This is a genomic window from Cytobacillus gottheilii, assembly GCF_018582665.1.
GTDB lineage: Bacteria > Bacillota > Bacilli > Bacillales > Cytobacillaceae > Cytobacillus > Cytobacillus gottheilii.
The window spans coordinates 2,034,378-2,053,134 of sequence record NZ_CP071709.1 but is presented as its reverse complement, the minus strand read 5'-3'; the positions used below and the strand labels follow the sequence as shown (position 1 = coordinate 2,053,134).

The 18,757-nt window shown below is 39.7% G+C and carries 17 protein-coding genes; 5 read left to right on the top strand and 12 right to left on the bottom strand.

Annotated features, from left to right (window positions below; genetic code table 11):
- Positions 1–604 precede the first annotated feature (604 nt).
- Entirely contained in the window at positions 605–1,963 is a 1,359-nt protein-coding gene (locus J1899_RS10130; protein ID WP_214475360.1) for an IS1182 family transposase, read from the top strand.
- 181 nt (positions 1,964–2,144) lie between these two features.
- On the opposite strand, the gene J1899_RS10125 is transcribed toward J1899_RS10130, so the two are convergent.
- The 3 genes from J1899_RS10125 to J1899_RS10115 all read right to left on the bottom strand — a co-directional run bounded on the left by J1899_RS10125 (position 2,145) and on the right by J1899_RS10115 (position 4,580).
- Positions 2,145–2,762 carry a PH domain-containing protein gene (locus tag J1899_RS10125; RefSeq protein WP_066446362.1) on the bottom strand — a complete coding sequence of 206 codons (618 nt, stop codon included), beginning with the start codon at positions 2,760–2,762 and terminating at the stop codon, positions 2,145–2,147.
- A 75-nt stretch (positions 2,763–2,837) separates the two neighbouring features.
- Positions 2,838–3,914 carry a VOC family protein gene (locus J1899_RS22810; protein WP_343216743.1) on the bottom strand — a complete coding sequence of 359 codons (1,077 nt, stop codon included), beginning with the start codon at positions 3,912–3,914 and terminating at the stop codon, positions 2,838–2,840.
- Positions 3,915–4,034: 120 nt separating this feature from the next.
- The gene (locus J1899_RS10115; RefSeq protein ID WP_214478805.1) at positions 4,035–4,580 is read right to left on the bottom strand and encodes an outer spore coat protein CotE; all 546 of its coding nucleotides are present in this window, start codon (positions 4,578–4,580) and stop codon (positions 4,035–4,037) included.
- 275 nt (positions 4,581–4,855) lie between these two features.
- Here J1899_RS10115 and J1899_RS10110 point away from each other — a divergent pair, with 275 nt between their 5' ends.
- Genes J1899_RS10110 through J1899_RS10100 form a run of 3 tightly spaced genes read left to right on the top strand, consistent with a single transcriptional unit; the run spans position 4,856 to position 6,026 of the window.
- On the top strand, positions 4,856–5,269 hold the full coding sequence (locus J1899_RS10110; protein ID WP_066446364.1) for a hypothetical protein: 414 nt from the start codon (positions 4,856–4,858) through the stop codon (positions 5,267–5,269).
- Between the two features lie 23 nt (positions 5,270–5,292).
- On the top strand, positions 5,293–5,601 hold the full coding sequence (locus J1899_RS10105; RefSeq protein WP_066446370.1) for a hypothetical protein: 309 nt from the start codon (positions 5,293–5,295) through the stop codon (positions 5,599–5,601).
- A 47-nt stretch (positions 5,602–5,648) separates the two neighbouring features.
- Positions 5,649–6,026 carry a hypothetical protein gene (locus tag J1899_RS10100; protein WP_066446371.1) on the top strand — a complete coding sequence of 126 codons (378 nt, stop codon included), beginning with the start codon at positions 5,649–5,651 and terminating at the stop codon, positions 6,024–6,026.
- A gap of 591 nt (positions 6,027–6,617) precedes the next feature.
- Here the strand turns inward: J1899_RS10100 and J1899_RS10095 are convergent.
- On the bottom strand, positions 6,618–7,046 hold the full coding sequence (locus tag J1899_RS10095) for a YlbF/YmcA family competence regulator (RefSeq protein ID WP_066446379.1): 429 nt from the start codon (positions 7,044–7,046) through the stop codon (positions 6,618–6,620).
- 1 nt (position 7,047) lies between these two features.
- Entirely contained in the window at positions 7,048–8,592 is a 1,545-nt protein-coding gene (miaB, locus tag J1899_RS10090; RefSeq protein ID WP_214478548.1) for a tRNA (N6-isopentenyl adenosine(37)-C2)-methylthiotransferase MiaB, read from the bottom strand.
- 403 nt (positions 8,593–8,995) lie between these two features.
- Between miaB and J1899_RS10085 the strand changes: the two genes are divergently transcribed.
- Positions 8,996–10,123, top strand: a complete 1,128-nt coding sequence (locus J1899_RS10085) for an MFS transporter (protein WP_066446389.1) — start codon at positions 8,996–8,998, stop codon at positions 10,121–10,123.
- A 37-nt stretch (positions 10,124–10,160) separates the two neighbouring features.
- Here the strand turns inward: J1899_RS10085 and J1899_RS10080 are convergent, their stop codons facing one another.
- The 7 genes from J1899_RS10080 to recA form a co-directional block, all read right to left on the bottom strand.
- On the bottom strand, positions 10,161–11,027 hold the full coding sequence (locus J1899_RS10080; RefSeq protein ID WP_066446391.1) for a 2-oxoacid:ferredoxin oxidoreductase subunit beta: 867 nt from the start codon (positions 11,025–11,027) through the stop codon (positions 10,161–10,163).
- The gene (locus J1899_RS10075; protein ID WP_214478547.1) at positions 11,028–12,764 is read right to left on the bottom strand and encodes a 2-oxoacid:acceptor oxidoreductase subunit alpha; all 1,737 of its coding nucleotides are present in this window, start codon (positions 12,762–12,764) and stop codon (positions 11,028–11,030) included. It lies immediately after the preceding gene.
- A 287-nt stretch (positions 12,765–13,051) separates the two neighbouring features.
- On the bottom strand, positions 13,052–13,975 hold the full coding sequence (locus J1899_RS10070; RefSeq protein ID WP_214478546.1) for a dipeptidase: 924 nt from the start codon (positions 13,973–13,975) through the stop codon (positions 13,052–13,054).
- A gap of 165 nt (positions 13,976–14,140) precedes the next feature.
- Positions 14,141–14,401, bottom strand: coding sequence for a stage V sporulation protein SpoVS (gene spoVS / locus J1899_RS10065; RefSeq protein ID WP_066446403.1), 261 nt, complete (start codon positions 14,399–14,401; stop codon positions 14,141–14,143).
- 234 nt (positions 14,402–14,635) lie between these two features.
- On the bottom strand, positions 14,636–15,433 hold the full coding sequence (locus tag J1899_RS10060; RefSeq protein WP_066446404.1) for a TIGR00282 family metallophosphoesterase: 798 nt from the start codon (positions 15,431–15,433) through the stop codon (positions 14,636–14,638).
- Positions 15,434–15,629: 196 nt separating this feature from the next.
- Entirely contained in the window at positions 15,630–17,189 is a 1,560-nt protein-coding gene (gene rny / locus J1899_RS10055) for a ribonuclease Y (RefSeq protein WP_066446406.1), read from the bottom strand.
- A gap of 388 nt (positions 17,190–17,577) precedes the next feature.
- Complete coding sequence (gene recA, locus J1899_RS10050) at positions 17,578–18,615, bottom strand: recombinase RecA (RefSeq protein WP_066446409.1); 1,038 nt, start codon at positions 18,613–18,615, stop codon at positions 17,578–17,580.
- Positions 18,616–18,757: the final 142 nt, after the last annotated feature.

Here is an 18,757-nt window from a genome sequence, read left to right as displayed (position 1 = left end):
TATCGTTCATGTTTCATATAAGAAAGCATGTGTGTTCTATGCTTTGGTTCAAATTTTTATTCTCTTTATTATAACATAATTTTTTTTGCGCTTTAGGAAAAGTGTTCAAACCATCCCCTTCAAATTACTGGTTAGAGAAAATGATTTCGCTGTTGAACCAGAAAGGCTGATTGGAGATTTTGCCTTTGCTGCTTATGTTTTTGGATGGCAGTATTAAAAAGAGAATGTTTAAAGGAATAGCATACGTGGTCGATTTTTCGCGGAGGATCGATATTTTTAGGCGGAGAAATTCCGGTTACTATGAAAAATAGGGCTAAAAAAGCAAATATAAACGGAGAAATTCCGGTTAAGTCCTAAATATGGGGCAAAATTTAATGATTTTGCTCATATAAGCGGAAATTCTCCGTCTATTTTACGGGAAATGGAGGCATTTCCCAGAATAGACGGAATTTCTACGCTTATTTTCCGAAAGACTATTAAATTCGCAAAAAAAACACTTGGGGCACCAAGTGTTCAGACTGTAGACAAACTCGATGAAAATCGAGTTTGCCTACAGTCTTTTTTGTTTTAGAATAAAAGGAGAATAAGGTTAGAGGTGATGAAGATGCTTTCCAAACATAATTCAATTCAACGTGATCAGCTTGAAATGGTTGCGTTAGATCAACTGGTACCTGAAAACCATTTAGTACGAAAAATGGAGGCTGCAATTGACTTCTCCTTCATTTATGATTTAGTAAAAGATACATATTCAGAAGTAGGTCGTCCAAGCATTGACCCGGTAATTTTAATAAAGCTTACTTTTATTCAATATACCTTCGGTATTCGGTCCATGCGCCAAACCATTGAGGAACTAAAAACAAACATGGCTTATCGCTGGTTTTTAGGATATGGATTTTATGATAAAGTTCCTCACTTCTCTACCTTCGGTAAAAACTATGAGCGTCGTTTTAAAGATACTGATCTATTTGAACAGATCTTCTATCGAATCTTAAAAACGGCCACGGAAAAGAAATTAATTAGCGCTGAACATGTTTTTATTGACTCGACACACGTAAAAGCAAGCGCGAATAAACATAAATTTGCGAAGAAAGTTGTGCGGAAGGAAACACGCGCATATCAAGAACAGCTTCAAACAGAAATCAACGATGACCGTGAAGATCATGGGAAGAAGCCATTTCCACCTGATAAATTTGAAAAAGAGGAAACAAAAGAGATCAAAGAAAGTACCACAGACCCAGAAAGTGGCTACTACGTCAAAGACGAACGCACTAAACAGTTTGCTTATTCGTTTCATGCCGCCTCTGATCGCAACGGATTTATCTTAGGAAATATAGTTACACCAGGAAACATTCATGATAGTGGAATCCTTGAGCCTTTAGTTGAACGAGTGATTGATAGAGTTGGAAAACCTGAAGCCGTTGCCGCAGACGCAGCTTATAAAACACCTGCCATCACGAAGTACTTAATTGAACATGAAATAACACCTGCACTCCCTTATACACGACCACGTACAAAGGATGGATTCTTCCGAAAGCACGAATATGTTTATGATGAACATTTTGATTGTTATATTTGCCCAGCGGGCAAAATTTTGAACTATTCAACTACCACCAAGGAAGGCTACCGTGAATACAAATCATTGAAACAGACTTGTGCCACTTGTTCATTATTGCACCAATGTACACAGAGTAAGAATCACCAAAAAGTGGTGACCCGGCATATTTGGCAGGAATATGTGGAGGAAGCGGAACATCTTCGCCATCACAAAGATGTAAAACCAATATACGCAAAGCGAAAGGAAACGATTGAACGTGTTTTCGCTGATGCAAAAGAAAAGCATGGAATGCGTTGGACAACGTTAAGGGGACTTAAAAAATTGTCGATGCAAGCGATGCTTACTTTCGCGTCCATGAATTTAAAGAAAATAGCCAACTGGACGTGGCAGGACCCAAAAACAGTATAAATCTGAGGATAGGATAGCTGCATTCTGTCCTCTAAAGGAATAAAAATAGAAAAAAACTTCAAAAGGGGTTCGGAATGAGACCATTCCGAACCCCTTTTGTCTACAATCTGAACACTTGGGGCACCAAGTGTTCTTTATGAAAAACCTAACTTTCCGTTTGCAAAGCTTCTGTTACAGTGTTTTAATTATTTATATACTTCTCAAACACATAGCCAAAGTCTTTAACATTATATTTTTTACGGCTGTTCATGAGCCAGTTAAAGGCTGTTTCATTGAGCACTCTAAAATTATCGTTGATGTTGCTTTGTTCGCTGGATGCATAGCGGCTAATCGTTGTTGAAGCGATATTTAAGCTTTTCTCAGCATACCCCATTGAAATTTCGTTTTCGGTGCAGATTTCTGAAATGCGAATTAATGCTTTATACAGATCTTTTAATTCTTCAATATGCTTTTTATGTACATCAATTGAGAAACTAATGCCGGCCATAACGAATTTAATTTCGACATCTAAATCGACGGTGCCGGCGGTTTCAAGCATGACATTTGAAATCGTATTCTCTCTATAGCTGTAGCGCTTTAAAGATCTTTTTTTACTGATTGCACTGGTGCCATCTAAGTGAATTAGCGCACGATTTGTAAAACAATACTCATCCGTTTTGGACTTGATGAGAAAGTAGATTTTTTCATTATCTTCATGCAGGATATAATCGTCGGCGTCAACCTTGTCGTAATCAGCTGGTCCGATAACGGAACCAATATCACTTAAACCTAAAACATCTGAAGCTACTCTTTTGAACATGTTATCAGCCTTCCTAAGTTTGATAGAAATATTTTACCATATTCTTCTGAAAGAGATAACAGGACCTTTTCCTCATTAGATCCCAGGGGTATTCATTAAAACCACTCTCCAGCCATCTGGATCTTCAATTGTGATACCGCCTCGTCCCCAATAGGGATTTTCCGGCAAAACCTCTGTAAACCCCATATCATTCAGTCGAGCAATAGCAGTTCTCCATTCATGGTGATCAGGCATATAAAAAACAAGCAAATGTTCCTTCGTCGGTTCCGGCAGCTCCATTTTCTCTTCCGTTTGAATAAATTCAAGATGGTACGTCTTATCTGGCAGTCCAATCATTAAACCTTCGTATCCCCCGTGGTTAAAGTCTCCTAGCTTTTTCAACCCCAAGCCATCAATATAAAAATGCTGGAGCTTATTAAGCTGATTAGTCGGTCTAGCCATACGAAATTGCATAGCCTTCATAGATCCTTCCCATTTTTTTCGGGTCTCTATTTCATATGGAAAATCAGGATGTTTAAAGGTCCCATTCTCTTTCCCTTCAACAACCATTTTAAAGGACGAAATAACAGCATGTCTGTCAGTCGGATACCAAGGCCTTCCTTCTTTTACAATCACGAGCACTCCTTCACGATCGCCGAAAAAAGCAAATGTTTCACTTTCCTTCATAAACTGATCATAAATATAGGGTTTTAATTCAGCCTGCATGTCTTCTACACTTGAAACAGGCATTCCAACTTCACCTACATCCTGCCATCTTCCTTTTTCTCCATTGTGCAAAGGAGATCTGACAAGCATTTCTATAATATTTCCATCTGGATCGGTAAAATAAGCCTGCTGCCCTTCCCAGTTCATCCGATATTCCCCTTTTTCATTGGCAAGCAAAGCACTTACATGACCAAGCTTTTCAAACATATAATCAAAATGTTCATCGTTAGTTCGGAAGCAAATATGATAAAAAGGCAGATTTATATTTTTTTCAAAAATAAGTTTTGTGCTTCCAGCTTGAACGGCAAACGCGTTTTCTCTTTCCATTAAAAGTTTCATTTCAAGAATACCATGATAAAATTCCTTCATTTTTTCTAAATGGAAACATTGTACTTTAAGCTGCAATATTTTCATATGTATCATTCCCTCCGCTTTATCTGCTTTCATTATATAAAAATGACTTCCTTAAAAGCTCAGTCAAAAGATGTAGAAATGATCGGCAGATGGAGGGAACTTTTTACTTCCGCAAAAAAGAAAAACTAGGAAGTAAAACCTCCTAGTTAATTTTTATTCTTCTTCTGTTCCTACTAAGAAATCAGGATTTAATTCTTCAAATTCTTCGTCGTCTACATCAAAGCCCCACTCGTCATCATCGCAGTCGCAGGATTCTGGGTGAACAGCGACACATACAGTAGTTTCGCCGATCACTTCTGCAAGAAATTCTCTTTCTACATTTACAATGATTTTGTTTCCATTTGGTGAAATAGCTGCTTCAATGCAATTTGGCTGTTGAAGAACTTTTGCAATTACTTCTAAATCATCAAGACAATCAGGGTCACGGTATTTTACTTTAATGACATCTGTATACTCCACACGTTCAGTTACTACTTCTGTCTGTGTATTATCACTATAAGAATACCAAACGTTGATGTCATAGCTGCCGCAGATCTCAACTGTTTTCCCAACCTTTTCTGCTTCATACTTATGGTTTATAATCCAGCAGCCAAGGATACTTGACGGTTGGTGTTTAGGGCAGATTGTATGATTGGACTGTGTAAATTTACGTCCTTTGGCAACGACTGCCTTTGTAATTATCTCTCTGTAGTCTCCCATTGCGAGCGAACCCTCCTCATTCATTTTCAATTCATCCTATGCGGGATATTAGACTAGTGTGCGACAATTATTGAGGAATGTTAGGTAAAAGTATTGGCATGATTTATCCTATGCCGAAAGCGGGCGAATGTGCCGGGTCAAGTCGTTTCTGCAGTCATCTTTTCCATAAATCATATAGCATTCATCACAAAATGTGCGTTTTACTTGATCAAAATGCACAGACAGCTTGGCTTATTCTTCAATAGTATATATTAAAGAAAAGGGGGTGAGCAGATATGCCAGATCAAGAGAGATCTAATTTCAGAGTTTCAGTAAATGGTGAAGAAATGACAGGAACAGATGCTCAGGAGTTTGCACAAAACTTGGCAACGAATTTAGCGGGGACTTTCAGCAATTTCTTCTCAGGACTGTTTGGCAACATTACTGGAGGACAAGGACAAGGAACAGGTTCAGCTAATCAAGAAAATCCTCTGTCTAATTTAAGCAATATCCTAGGTGACGATCAATCTGGAAACAATCCATCCAATCCATTAAATCTAACAGGATTAAATTTAAACAACATGCTTCCAGTTTTTGAAACATCAGATGATAACAACAAAATTAAAATGTCCTGGAACGGAAACACTTTATTTGACTTAGACCTTACAAATCTACAAAACTCAGGAAATAATAACTCAAATAATTCCTAACTATTTAAGGAGGTGAATGATAAATGTTAACAAGAGGATCAAACAGATGCAGATTTGACCATGACGATAACAACCGTCCAGCTGTGAGCCCAGCAAACGAGAACAGCGCAGTAAGCACTGGAGATGAATTTGAAGCATTCACATTTGCAGCTCAAGCGAACGTTCAAGCAGATGTAAATCCGCAAGTACCTGTTTCAGTCGGCGGTTTTGCAATCAACGCTTCTTTAATCAATGTCCCAATTCTTTCTGCTCAATTCAATATTGCAAACGCTGGAGATTCCAGAGCAGTTGCAGTAAAAGTAAACAACCAAACTCAAGGTAACGAAGCTTAAGAAGCATAAAAATATAGATTATCCAAAAATGAAGGGGGGGAGTACAAATGTTAAATGCTAGTTCAAGTTCAAATACAAATGCAGTTGGACAGTCAAAATCTGTAGAAATTAATCCCGATGTACTCAAGGAGCTGGGAATTCCGCAGGAGCTGCTTGATGTTGCAGCTGAAGCTGGGATTCCGTCGATTAATAATCATGCAGCGGGCGGAAAAGGCGGCCGAGCCATCAGCTTAACGTATGTTGATAATTATTCAACCTTGCTTCTTGTTTACACCTTTCTCCTGAATTTTTTGGATAGTCGCGAAAATGATAATGGAACAAAAATACTAAATGAATCGCTTCTCGCCACTTTGAATAGCGCCCTGATCGAACAGCAGGAATACCGTAAAGAATTCCTCAACGCCGTTGAATTGCTTCGACAATAAGAAAAGCGGAGGCGGCTCGAACAGCTGCGACAAGCATAAGGCAAGCTGGCCGGAAGGTTGTACTTTAACCTTTTGGACAGATTGACTTATGACCTCGAGCAGCTAGCCGCTGGAGCTAGACAATAAGAAATGCGGAAGGCGCTTGCTCAGGGACGACAAGCTTAAGGCGAGACAGACGAAAGGTCGTACTTTGACCTTTTGACTGGATTGACTTAAGACCTCGAGTCCCTAGCGCCTGTAGCTAGACAATAAGAAAAGCGGAGGCGCGTAGGTGCCTGAGCTAATAGAAGAAAAGCCAATCATGATCCCGCCACAACCCGCGAATCATATTTGCTTCTCCTTTAAATAGATAAAAACCTGGTTTCCATATGGGAACCAGGTTTTTGGTTACTGCATTTCGATTTGCCAGCTGCAGCGCCTAGCCCCTCGAGGGGTCGGGGCTGAGCAAGGCGCTTTCGCATTTCGGTTTGTCCAGCTACAGCGCCTAGCCCCTCGAGGTCTTAAGCCATGTTGTCCTGAAGGTAAAGTTCAACCTTCATGCCAACCTGTCTTAAGCTTGTCGGGGCTGAGCAAGGCGCTTTCGCATTTCGTTTAATGATGGCTGCAGTTTGTATTTTTGATTTGAGCACCCGTTTCTCCGCTGAGAAGGTTGCCCCCAGTGGATAAGATGACTTCATCTGTAACTTTGTTTGAGATGGCAGATGCCACTGTCTGCAGAAGGTTATTCACGTCCAGCTGTGATTGTTTGAATTCTTGTACAACTGGGATGCTATCAAGCTGTTCTTCAATGGATGCAATTTTGGCTTCTGTTTTTTTGTGAGCCTCTTCTTTGCCAAAATGCTGCAGGTTTACTGCTTGCTTTTGTAACCCTTTAATTGAAGTCATTAAGGTTTTTACTTTTTCATTGCCATGAATTTGTGCTTCAGCACGTTTAAAGAATTCTACTTCTTCTGTATCTGCAATCATTCTTGCCAGCTCTTCAGCACGCTTTATAATATCATCTTTTGTATATTTAGCCACCTTAGTTCACCTCTACCGTTTCTTGTTCTAAAATCATGTCCCCATTTAAAGACCAAGTTTTTGCATCGGTTATTTTTACTTTTACAATCTTGCCGATCGATGTTTTTGGTCCTCTAAAGTTGACTAATTTATTCTTTCTTGTATAGCCTGCTAAAATATCCGGGTTATTCTTGCTTTCCCCTTCAACAAGAACTTCTACAATCTCATCTTTGTAGTTCATCATTGATGCTGCTGAGAATTCGTTTACAAGCGCATTTAAACGCTGCAGACGCTCTTTTTTCACTTCCATTGGCACATTGTCTACCATTTTTGCAGCAGGTGTACCTTCGCGAGGAGAATAAATAAATGTATAAGCAGCTTCAAAGCCCACTTCGCGATATAGAGATAACGTTTCTTCAAATTGCTCGTCGGTTTCATTTGGGTATCCAACAATAATGTCTGTTGTAAAGGTTGCATTTGGAATCGCAGCTTTAATTTTACGAACTAGCTCTAAAAATTGCTCTCTTGTATATTTGCGAGCCATAATTTTTAGGACATCTGTCGAACCTGACTGTACTGGCAAATGAATATGTTCAACGAGGTTGCCGCCTTTTGCGAGCACTTCAATTAAACGGTCATCAAAATCACGCGGATGGCTTGTTGTGAAACGAATACGCGGGATATCAATCTTGCGGATTTCATCCATTAATTCGCCAAGACCATACTGAATATCGTCAAAATCCTTACCATATGCATTTACATTTTGACCAAGCAAAGTGATTTCCTGGTATCCCTGCGCTGCAAGCTGGCGCACCTCTTGAATAATATCTTCCGGACGGCGGCTCCGCTCTTTGCCTCGTGTATAAGGAACGATGCAATATGTACAGAATTTATCACAGCCGTACATAATATTAACCCAGGCTTTAATATTTCCGCGGCGGACCTTCGGCAAGTTTTCAATAACATCGCCTTCTTTTGACCAGACCTCAACAACTAATTCTTTTGATAGATATGCTTCTTTAAGAATGTTTGGCAAACGGTGAATATTGTGTGTGCCAAAAATCATATCTACTTGTGTGTATGTTTTTAGAATCTTGTTTACTACAGATTCTTCCTGTGACATACATCCGCAGACACCTAGTAAAAGATCTGGATTGTTTTTCTTTAAATGCTTCAGATGGCCAAGTTCACCAAACACTTTATTTTCAGCGTTTTCACGAATAGCACAAGTGTTTAATAAAATAACATTTGCATCTTCCACAGTGTCCGTTGCTTCATAGCCAAGAGATTCAAAAATCCCGGCCATGACTTCTGTGTCATGCTCGTTCATCTGGCATCCAAATGTGCGGATATAGAACTTGCGCCCTTTACCCATATGATAAAATTCTTCAGGAATATCAAAGTCTTTGTGGTATTTTACTTCTTCTTTTCCCCGTTTTTTCGCTTCCTTTAAGGAAGGCGGAGTATACACTGTTTCAAAATATTTGCTGTAATCCTTTTCGGATTTTTTGTCCGCTGGATTAGCTGCTGCAATTTGCTGTCCTTCTAACCTTTGTTTTTCGTTCATTATGGAACTCCTTTCATCTATCTCAATACTTGTCCAATAAACCCTTCGCTCATAAGTTCATTGTGCTTTTTAAACTTCTATGCACATTATTATAGTATAAAGCCTATAAGGCGTTTACACAATAGAATGGAGTTTATGACTTTAGATTATAAAGTTATAGGATTGATTATGCTGTGATGAAGATTACAGTGCTTAGTTGTCATTAAAATACCCCCAAGTCCTGTTCCATTTCTTCATTATGCTTATTCCTTTTCAATGTGCATTCCATTTTCGCAACAAAGTTCTATAAAACAACCATCAAATATGCTCTGATACAAAGTTTCACATTCTTATCATAATGAATTTAGATAGACAAAATAAGTTTTATGCCTAAAGTACATAGGATGCTATAGGTGGTGAGAAGATGGGGCGTTTGCAAGTAGTGGGACTGCTGCTAATTGTGACCGGTGTTTTTGTGGCGAGTAATATTTATACGTTAATTCCGATTTATTCGGAAATTGCTCAGGGAATTCATGCTTCTGAAGAACAGATTATATGGGGAAGCAGTATTTTTACCGTCTGTTATGCGTTCGGTTTGCTTTTATTTGGACCATTATCGGAACAATACGGCCGAAAAAAAGTAATTGTTTCCGGACTCTTGATGTCTGGTCTTTCTACTTTGCTGGTAGGATTATCTTTTAATATCGAAAGTTTATTTATCTTTCGCGGTGTACAGGGATTCTTTCTCGGAAGCTTTGCACCGGTAGCGTTTGCCTATATATTTGAACTATATTCAGATGAAAAACAAAGAACATTAATTCTGTCCCTTATCAATTGCGGATTTTTAGTTGCGGGGATTTTTGGGCAGATTGTCAGTTCTGCTCTTACTCTTTTCTATGGGTGGGAAATTGTTTTTTATGTTTTTGCGGTTTTTTATATCGCTTTATTCGCTTTTAGCAATAAAGTTCATATTAAAACAGCCGTTTATCCTGGGCAAGGTTTTCATATTTTCAAAGTGCTGACCATTCCATTTTCCAATAAACAGCTTTTTAACAGCTATCTAATTACGTTTACCCTGCTGCTTTCTTTTATTGCTTTTTATGACAGTTTGGGCAGAATGCTTAGTGCAGACGGTTTTACGGATGAAGAGCTGATCATCATCCGAACCATTGGATTAGCCGGAACCATTCTTGCCGTATTTACAGGGAAAATCATTGAGAAATTACGCTTAAAGATGACAATGATTATGGGCATTCTCTTATGTCTTAGCAGTTTATTGCTGTTTATTTTATTCAGCGAATATCCTGTTATGATTACGGTGCTATCCATTCCATTTGTTGCGTCTATAGCCCTGCTGATTCCTTCTGTTATTTCTTTTATAGGCAGCGCGGCAAAAGCGCAAAGAGGATTGGCAACTTCCTTCTATTCGTTTTCCCTTTTAATCGGGGCCAGTTTGGGTCCTGTGCTTGCTGCTCACTTATCGTTTACGTTTGTTATAACTGTCCTTCTTGCTTTTTTCTGCTGTAATTTGTTTCTGGTACTAAAAATGTAAAAGAAAACCGCCTCAGAAGAAGGCGGTTTAAAGATGGTCACATAAATTCCGCAGCAAGTTTGTCAAAATGCACCTGATCAAGCTTTAAATCAGCATGTGCAAGCGGCGTTTCGGAATAACCATTTATAAGTTCCTGATAGGATTTTTGTTCTGTGTTTTGATAGATAAGCCCTGTAACGAGTCCATCATGCTTCATAAGTGTTTGCATGGCAAGCTCCCGATTAGCAGGATCATAATCTTCAATACCTGAGAGTTTTGTCAGATTCTCCTTGAACCAATCATAGGTGTTAATTTTGTTATATGTCACACATGGGCTAAACACATTGATTAATGAAAAGCCATCATGCTTAATCCCAGCTTCAATTAACGCTGTTAAATCTTTTAAATCGGTAGAAAAACTTTGGGCAACAAACGTTGCTCCTGCTGTTAATGCCATTTCCATAGGAGAAATAGCAGGTTCAATGGAGCCTTGTGGCGTTGACTTTGTTTTAAAACCTGATGCTGAACGAGGTGACGTCTGCCCCTTAGTCAGACCGTAAATTTGGTTATCCATGACAATATACGTCAGATTGACATTACGGCGGATCGCATGAATTGTATGCCCCATCCCAATCGCGAATCCATCTCCATCACCGCCAGAAGCAATAACGGTTAAATCTCTGTTCGCCATTTTCACTCCTTGAGCAATTGGCAGGCAGCGGCCGTGAATTCCATGAAATCCATAGGAGTTAATATAGCCGGAAATACGTCCAGAACAGCCTATTCCTGAAATTACAGCTAAATTCTCTGGTTCAAGGCCAACGTTTGCAGCTGCACGCTGAATAGCAGCCTGCACGGAAAAATCACCACAGCCAGGGCACCAGTTTGGTTTTACATTGTTGCGAAAGTCTTTAAACGTCGCCATTTAGAACAACTCCTTACATGCAGAATGAATTTCATGCGGCAAAAATGGATTTCCGTCATATTTTAAATGATTATGAACCTTTTGCGCATAGCCGACATTCATTTTCAAGATATTTGCCAATTGCCCTGTAGCATTATTTTCAACTACAACCACTTTTTTCGCAGATTGAACAAGAGGCAAAAGTTCTTCTGCAGGGAATGGATGAATAAGACGGATATGAGCATGATTCACCTTAAAACCGTCTGCTTCTAATCGTTCCTGTGCTTCTTCAATTGCCCCTCTTGTGGAATTAAATCCAACAAGCAGCAAATCAGCTTCTTCATGTGGTGTATTTTTATAAACTGGTGTATTGAAGCGGATATTCTTTATCTTGCGCAGCCTTTTATCCATCTGTGCTTTTCGGTTGGCTGGCGATTCAGATGGTTTTCCTGTTTCCTCATGCTCTACACCTGTTACATGGTGGATGCCGTGCTTCATGCCAGGAATTACCCTTGGTGAAACACCATCCTCTGTTACTTCATATCTTTTAAAATACTCTTTATTTTCAATTTCAGGGAGTTCGTCACTAAACAGCTTGCCTCGGCGTATTTCTACCTGGCTAAGATCAAGCGGCTCAACCGTCTGTTTTCCTAACGAAAGCTGTAAATCGGTTAACATTATAACTGGACATTGATATTCTTCTGCCAGATTAAATGCTTCTGCTGTATCGTAGAATGCTTCCTGCACTGTGCTTGGAGCCATGACAATCTTTGGAATCTCTCCATGTGTTCCGTAAAGCATTGCCATTAAATCGGATTGCTCCTGCTTTGTCGGCAGACCTGTCGATGGACCGCCGCGCTGAGTATCAATAATGACGAGCGGCGTTTCAGTAATTCCTGATAAGCCAATGGCTTCCATTTTCAGCGAAAGGCCAGGTCCGGCAGAGGCTGTTAGTGCACGCACACCAGCATAATTCGCTCCAATACACATCGTAACAGCCGCGATTTCGTCTTCTGTTTGAATAACAGAACCGCCTACTGCGGGAAGTTTTTTAATCAAATATTCCATAATCTCAGAAGCTGGCGTGATTGGATAAGCAGCCATAAAACGCACACCAGCACTTAGTGCGCCTAATGCGATAGCATCATTTCCAATCATAAATAACCGTTTCTGGCCATCTGCCTTTGCCAGCTCCATTATGCCTGTTTGGCCGGATAGAGCTTCTCTCATCGCATCAAAGCCAGCTTTAATGGCTTCCATATTTCGATCTACGACACTTTGCCCTTTTCTTCCAAAAATCTCTTGAACTACTTCTCTAAAAAGCTCTGTATCTATGTTTAATACTGCACATGTTGATCCAACCGCAATCATATTTTTCATTAATGAAGTGCCCAATTCAGTTGCAAGACTCGTAAATGGGATCGAATATAGAGAAGCATTTGTATCTTCTGGTTTCAGCGGATCAAATTTTGCATCAGCAATAATGATTCCGCCATCATGCAATTCCTGATAATTTAAATCAATTGTTTCTTGATCAAAAGCAACCAGGATATCCAAATCATCTGATATTGACCGTACCTGGTACGTGCTAACGCGAACTTTGTTGTTTGTATGGCCGCCCTTAATTCTGGATGAAAAGTGACGATAACCATATAAATAATAGCCTAAGCGATTCAACGCAATCGAAAAGATTTCACCTGTGCTTTCAATCCCTTCCCCTTGCTGTCCCCCAACTTTCCATGAAAGCTGATTGATCATGTCCTGCACCCCTTTTAATATTATTAATAGGTATGTATATTTATTCAATATATAAAAAATATGCATTTGTTCATTACCGTCATATGCAGATGAAAATTAGCGGCACAGACTGTACTAAACGCTTTCAATTCTAGTCTTAAGCTTATAAAAAAGCAAGACTTTCTATGCAAATAACAGCTGATTTTCTCTTATTTTCTAAAAGAATATTAGTATATTTTCTGTATTTTCTGCGAATAAACTAAAATTGAATTTTCGGGACGGTTTCTATCATTCTCACATTATTTATCTTAAATCGGCATGCGGCTAACGAAATTTTGAAACAAAAACTGTTCTAGTTGTGTTTGTGAATAGTATTTGCTCAATACATTGATAAGATAATCGTACTTGGATGCCCGCTCAATACCAGTCACAATATGTTCTGTTCCATCAAAGTCTGAACCAAAGCCTACATGGTGTTCTCCTCCAAGTGAACATATATAATCAAGATGGCGGAGAAGATCATCGATGGTGGCGGTTGTCGCCCCTGACAGGAAATCAGCAACAAAGGTAAGCCCAATCACACTATCCTTTTGAATGAGCGCCTTGATTTGATCATCCTTTAAGTTTCGCGGATGCTGACAAAGAGCATAACAATTCGAGTGAGAGGCAACCGGAAACTGTCCATATTCCATGACATCCCAAAATCCCTTTTCCGCTAAATGTGAAACATCACACCAAACGTTTCTTTCATTTAGTACAGCAAGGACTTGTCTGCCAAACTGTGACAGCCCGCCTGCATTCTCCTCTAATACTCCATCAGCAGCACAGTTTCTGTAATTCCAAGTTAAACCAACACTTGTGACACCAAGTCTAAGCAAGGTTTGTAATTTCACGATGTCTTTGCATATAGCATCACAGCCTTCGAGTGTAAGAAGTGCACCGACTTCACCTTCTTTTAGCTTTTGAATATCCGCTTTGCTTTTGACTAGTTTCATATGAGGATTATCGTGAATAATGCGTTCATAAAACATTTCAATCATTCGCAGTGCAGCAATAAATTTCAATTCTGGATGTACTGCTTCAGGGACATAAATCGCAAAGCATTGCACTTTAATGGGTGAGTGTTTAAGCTCATGCATGTTAACTTGCAGACTGGCATCATTTTGAAAATTAATTTTTGGATTCATTAGCATTTTACAAAGAACATCACAGTGAGCATCAAATATAGTCATATGTGTATAGCCCTCTCCTTTAAGTTTGTTTATTTCACAAACAGTTGATTTAATCCTTCTATTTTAATAGGAAACAACGTCTGTTTTATATAACTCTTTTCTTCCCTTGTGTCAAAAAAGCCTGCTTGCGTTAGGCAAACAGGCCACATCCATATGAAGTTTTCTTTATCTCGGTTCGACGATCAGTTTGATCGCTGTTCTTTCTTCTCCTTCAATGAGAATATCTGTAAATGCAGGGATGCAAATTAAATCCACTCCGCTAGGTGCTACAAATCCGCGTGCAATCGCTACTGCTTTAACCGCTTGATTCAATGCACCCGCACCAATTGCCTGAATTTCTGCTGCTCCTCTTTCACGCAGCACTCCAGCAAGCGCACCAGCTACAGAATTGGGATTAGATTTTGCTGAAACTTTTAATATTTCCATTCCTAGCTCCTCCTCATTTTTTCCCCTCTGTATGCCCCCTTAAAGACACATCAGGTATATAAACCATTCCATTGCTACTATATTCATTTATGAAAACACATATTCCGGCTTGGACTAAAAATTGAAAAAAAGTATTGGTTTTTAGAAGGATTGCAGAAGATTAAATAGGTAAGAAGGAAAATGCTATATTCGGATCCATAAAAAAACCGCACCTTCATAGGTACGGATTTTTGCTTATGAATAAAATGGGTGATCATCATTAATAAGGATTGGCTGTATTTTTTTCGCTTTACCTGTTTTTTGATCTAAGTCGATTATTACCGCACTAAGCTGCGAGCGTCCTGTTTTAGGCACTTCAAACCTTACTGGCAGTCCGGTAAGGAATCGTTTAAGAACTGCGTCTTTTTCCATTCCCAAAACAGCGTCATATGGACCAGTCATGCCTACATCCGCCATAAAGGCAGTTCCTTCAGGCAGAATTCGGCAGTCTGCTGTTTGCACATGGGTATGAGTACCAACAACTGCTGAGACTCTTCCATCCAAATACCAGCCCATTGCCTGCTTTTCACTTGTTGCCTCCGCGTGAAAATCAACGAAAATAATTGAGGTCCTCTCTTTCGCAATTGCAATCAGCTCATCTGCTTTCTCAAATGGGCAATTATTTGCAGCCATAAAAGTTCTGCCTTGAAGACTAATCACCGCTATTTCCTCATTATTGTATTTTAAAAACACCATGCCCTGTCCCGGGTTGTTATCTGGAAAATTAGCTGGCCTTACTAAATATTTGGCTTTATCTATGAACTCAAAAATTTCTTTATTGTCCCATGTATGATTGCCAAGCGTAACTGCTTGTGCGCCGGTTTCTAAAAAGCTCCGATAGATTTTCTCTGTGATGCCTCTGCCGCTTGCAGCATTTTCTCCATTGATAATCGTCAGCTGGGGACGATATTTTTCCTTTAATTTGGGTACATACTCGCTGATCATATCTCTTCCTAACGAGCCTACCACATCTCCTACAAACAAAATTCTCATTTTTACACCTTCTTAATATGTACTTGCTCTTTAAGTTTAGCACACTTCTCCCTGCTTTTATGCATTTCATCTCACTATCTTTTTATTAGTTTAGAAATCAACATATTAAATCGCTGCAAAGAATATACTAAAGCTAAAATCTCAGGTGCTTTTGCATTTATATGTAAGCACAAAAAAAGCGATGCATACGCATCGCTTATTTTGCATATTCAACAGCTCTCGTTTCACGGATCACTGTTACTTTAATATGTCCTGGATAATCCAGTTCTTCCTCAATCTTCTTGCGGATATCTCGAGCCAGTCTATGTGCTTCTAGATCATCTATTTGCTCAGGTTTAACCATTATGCGAATTTCGCGGCCAGCCTGAATGGCAAATGATTTCTCAACCCCATCATAAGACTCAGAAATTTCCTCGAGCTTCTCAAGGCGACGGATATAGTTTTCAAGTGTTTCACGTCTTGCTCCTGGGCGTGCAGCTGATAGGGCATCTGCTGCTGCGACAAGAACAGCAATGATGGAAGTTGGTTCTGTGTCACCATGGTGAGACGCGATACTATTGATGACGACTGGATGTTCTTTATATTTTGTAGCAAGCTCAACACCGATTTCAACGTGGCTTCCCTCTACTTCATGGTCAATCGCTTTACCGATATCATGAAGCAAGCCAGCACGGCGTGCCAGTGTTTCATCCTGCCCAAGCTCTGCTGCTAACATGCCAGAAAGCTGTGCAACTTCCATTGAATGCTTTAGAACATTTTGACCGTAGCTTGTACGGAATTTCAAGCGTCCAAGGATTTTGATTAAATCTGGATGCAGTCCATGTACACCAACTTCAAACGTGGTTTGTTCACCGATCTCGCGGATATGTTCATCTACTTCACGGCGTGCCTTGTCTACCATTTCTTCGATGCGTGCTGGGTGAATTCGGCCATCCTGTACAAGCTTGTCTAACGCAAGTCTTGCAGTCTCACGGCGTATCGGATCAAATCCGGAAAGAATAACCGCTTCTGGTGTATCATCAATGATTAAATCAATACCAGTTAATGTTTCAAGTGTGCGGATATTTCGTCCTTCACGTCCGATAATTCGGCCCTTCATCTCATCGTTTGGCAGATTAACAACCGATACAGTTGTTTCGGCAACATGGTCAGCTGCACATCTTTGGATAGCTAGTGACAAAATTTCTTTCGCTTTCTTGTCAGCGTCTTCTTTTGCTCTAATCTCGCTCTCTTTTACCATTATAGCGACTTCGTGAGACACTTCCTGCTCTGTTCGCTCTAAAATGATGGACTTCGCTTCTTCGCGAGTTAACCCAGAGATGCGTTCTAGCTCTGTTTGCTGCGCTTGTACCATCTTGTCCACTTTGCTTTCCATCTCTTCTATATGCTGTTGTCTTTTGCTAAGAGAATCGTCCCTCTTTTCTAATTGTACTTCACGTTTATCTAACGTTTCATCCTTACGGTCAAGATTCTCTTCTTTTTGCAGTAAACGATTTTCTTGTTTTTGCAGTTCATTTCTGCGATCACGAACTTCACGTTCAGCCTCTGTACGAAGCTTGTGAATATCATCCTTGGCTTCAAGCAGGGCTTCCTTTTTGGTCGCTTCAGCTTCACGCTTAGCGTCTTCTAAAATCTGCTCAGCTGCGTCTTTAGCACCTGCGATCTTTGCTTCAGAAATAGATTTACGAACAAAATAGCCAACAAAAGCACCGAGTATTAGGCCAAGCAAAATGGAGATGATTGTTACTGGTTCCATCATTTCACCTCCTCTTGCTATGAACTTTTTGTTACGTTTCTAAAAGTGATGCTTGTACATAATGTTAAGTTAAATGTACAGCACTGCGGCTTCTAAACGCTTTTCATACTTTATAAAAAATGTAAAATATACAATTTTAATTGTAAAGCTGTGAAAATTTATTGTCAAGTGCTGCTGGTCCTTGACAGAATGATAATTTAAGTATTTTCGCAGTTTTTGAAAACTTTGTTCGTGTTTCAGTAAAATATAGACTTTTCTGCAGCCTTTTGGGTCACTTCTAGCCTAAAAATTTTGATCGTGTTCATTGCTTTTATAATAGGAATAAAAAAGCTCAAGCAAATGAAAAAGCGGACAATGTCGAATCGACCTTGTCCACTTCTTTAGCGTCTTAAATTAAGTCGAACTCTTCTTGTTCTTTTTCCTCTGTCACTGTGTATTCAGCATCTAAACCGTAGTGTTCGCGAATTTGCTGCTGAATTTGCTTGCGAATTTCAGGGTTTTCTTTTAAGAACTGCTTCGCGTTCTCACGGCCTTGGCCTAAACGTTCCTCGTTGTAGGAATACCATGATCCGCTCTTTTGAACAATATCAACTTCAGAGCCAAGATCAATGATTTCTCCTTCTTTAGAAATCCCCTCACCGTACATGATATCCACTTCAGCTACACGGAATGGAGGAGCAACTTTATTCTTAACTACTTTAATTTTAGTCTTGTTACCGACCATTTCATTGCCTTGTTTTAATGTTTCAGCACGGCGCACTTCCAGACGAATAGTAGAATAGAACTTTAAAGCACGTCCACCTGGAGTTGTTTCAGGGTTACCGAACATAACACCGACTTTTTCACGAATCTGGTTAATAAAGATAGCAATCGTTTTGGATTTATTAATAGCACCAGAAAGCTTACGAAGTGCCTGGGACATTAAGCGAGCCTGTAAACCAACGTGGGAGTCACCCATTTCCCCTTCAATCTCAGCTTTTGGTACAAGAGCCGCAACCGAGTCAATTACTAGAATATCTACTGCACCGCTTCGGACAAGAGCTTCAGCAATCTCAAGTGCCTGTTCACCTGTATCAGGCTGAGATAATAGCAGTTCATCAATGTTTACACCCAGCTTTTGAGCATATACCGGATCAAGCGCATGCTCAGCATCAATAAATGCAGCCTGTCCGCCTTGTGCCTGAACCTCTGCGATAGCATGAAGTGCAACAGTTGTTTTACCTGAGCTTTCAGGGCCGTATGTTTCAATAATTCTTCCGCGCGGATATCCGCCTATTCCAAGAGCAGCATCAAGCGCCAAGGATCCGCTTGGGACAGCAGATACTTTTTGATCTGCCTGTTCGCCCAGTTTCATAATTGAACCTTTACCAAATTGCTTTTCTATTTGCTTTAATGCCATTTCAAGTGCTGCCTGACGATCACTCACTCAAAATTCCTCCTTTTATATGAATGAACGAAACTGTTCATTTATCTCATCTCGAATCTATCTCTACTATAAACGTTTTTTATCCGTTTGTACAGCAAAAAGTCGAACATTCATTCGTTTTTTTTATTTCCAGTCTTACAGG

Bases quoted from the DNA above. Each gene is read 5' to 3' on its own strand.
- J1899_RS22810 (WP_343216743.1), bottom strand. From the start codon at position 3,914: ATGAAAGCAGATAAAGCGGAGGGAATGATACATATGAAAATATTGCAG.
- J1899_RS10070 (WP_214478546.1), bottom strand. From the start codon at position 13,975: ATGACTATATTTGATGCTCACTGTGATGTTCTTTGTAAAATGCTAATG.
- spoVS (WP_066446403.1), bottom strand. From the start codon at position 14,401: ATGGAAATATTAAAAGTTTCAGCAAAATCTAATCCCAATTCTGTAGCT.
- J1899_RS10085 (WP_066446389.1), top strand. From the start codon at position 8,996: ATGGGGCGTTTGCAAGTAGTGGGACTGCTGCTAATTGTGACCGGTGTT.
- J1899_RS10105 (WP_066446370.1), top strand. From the start codon at position 5,293: ATGTTAACAAGAGGATCAAACAGATGCAGATTTGACCATGACGATAAC.
- J1899_RS10115 (WP_214478805.1), bottom strand. From the start codon at position 4,580: ATGGGAGACTACAGAGAGATAATTACAAAGGCAGTCGTTGCCAAAGGA.
- J1899_RS10130 (WP_214475360.1), top strand. From the start codon at position 605: ATGCTTTCCAAACATAATTCAATTCAACGTGATCAGCTTGAAATGGTT.
- miaB (WP_214478548.1), bottom strand. From the start codon at position 8,592: ATGAACGAAAAACAAAGGTTAGAAGGACAGCAAATTGCAGCAGCTAAT.
- rny (WP_066446406.1), bottom strand. From the start codon at position 17,189: ATGGAACCAGTAACAATCATCTCCATTTTGCTTGGCCTAATACTCGGT.
- J1899_RS10080 (WP_066446391.1), bottom strand. From the start codon at position 11,027: ATGGCGACGTTTAAAGACTTTCGCAACAATGTAAAACCAAACTGGTGC.
- J1899_RS10110 (WP_066446364.1), top strand. From the start codon at position 4,856: ATGCCAGATCAAGAGAGATCTAATTTCAGAGTTTCAGTAAATGGTGAA.
- J1899_RS10125 (WP_066446362.1), bottom strand. From the start codon at position 2,762: ATGTTCAAAAGAGTAGCTTCAGATGTTTTAGGTTTAAGTGATATTGGT.
- J1899_RS10060 (WP_066446404.1), bottom strand. From the start codon at position 15,433: ATGAGAATTTTGTTTGTAGGAGATGTGGTAGGCTCGTTAGGAAGAGAT.
- J1899_RS10075 (WP_214478547.1), bottom strand. From the start codon at position 12,764: ATGATCAATCAGCTTTCATGGAAAGTTGGGGGACAGCAAGGGGAAGGG.
- J1899_RS10100 (WP_066446371.1), top strand. From the start codon at position 5,649: ATGTTAAATGCTAGTTCAAGTTCAAATACAAATGCAGTTGGACAGTCA.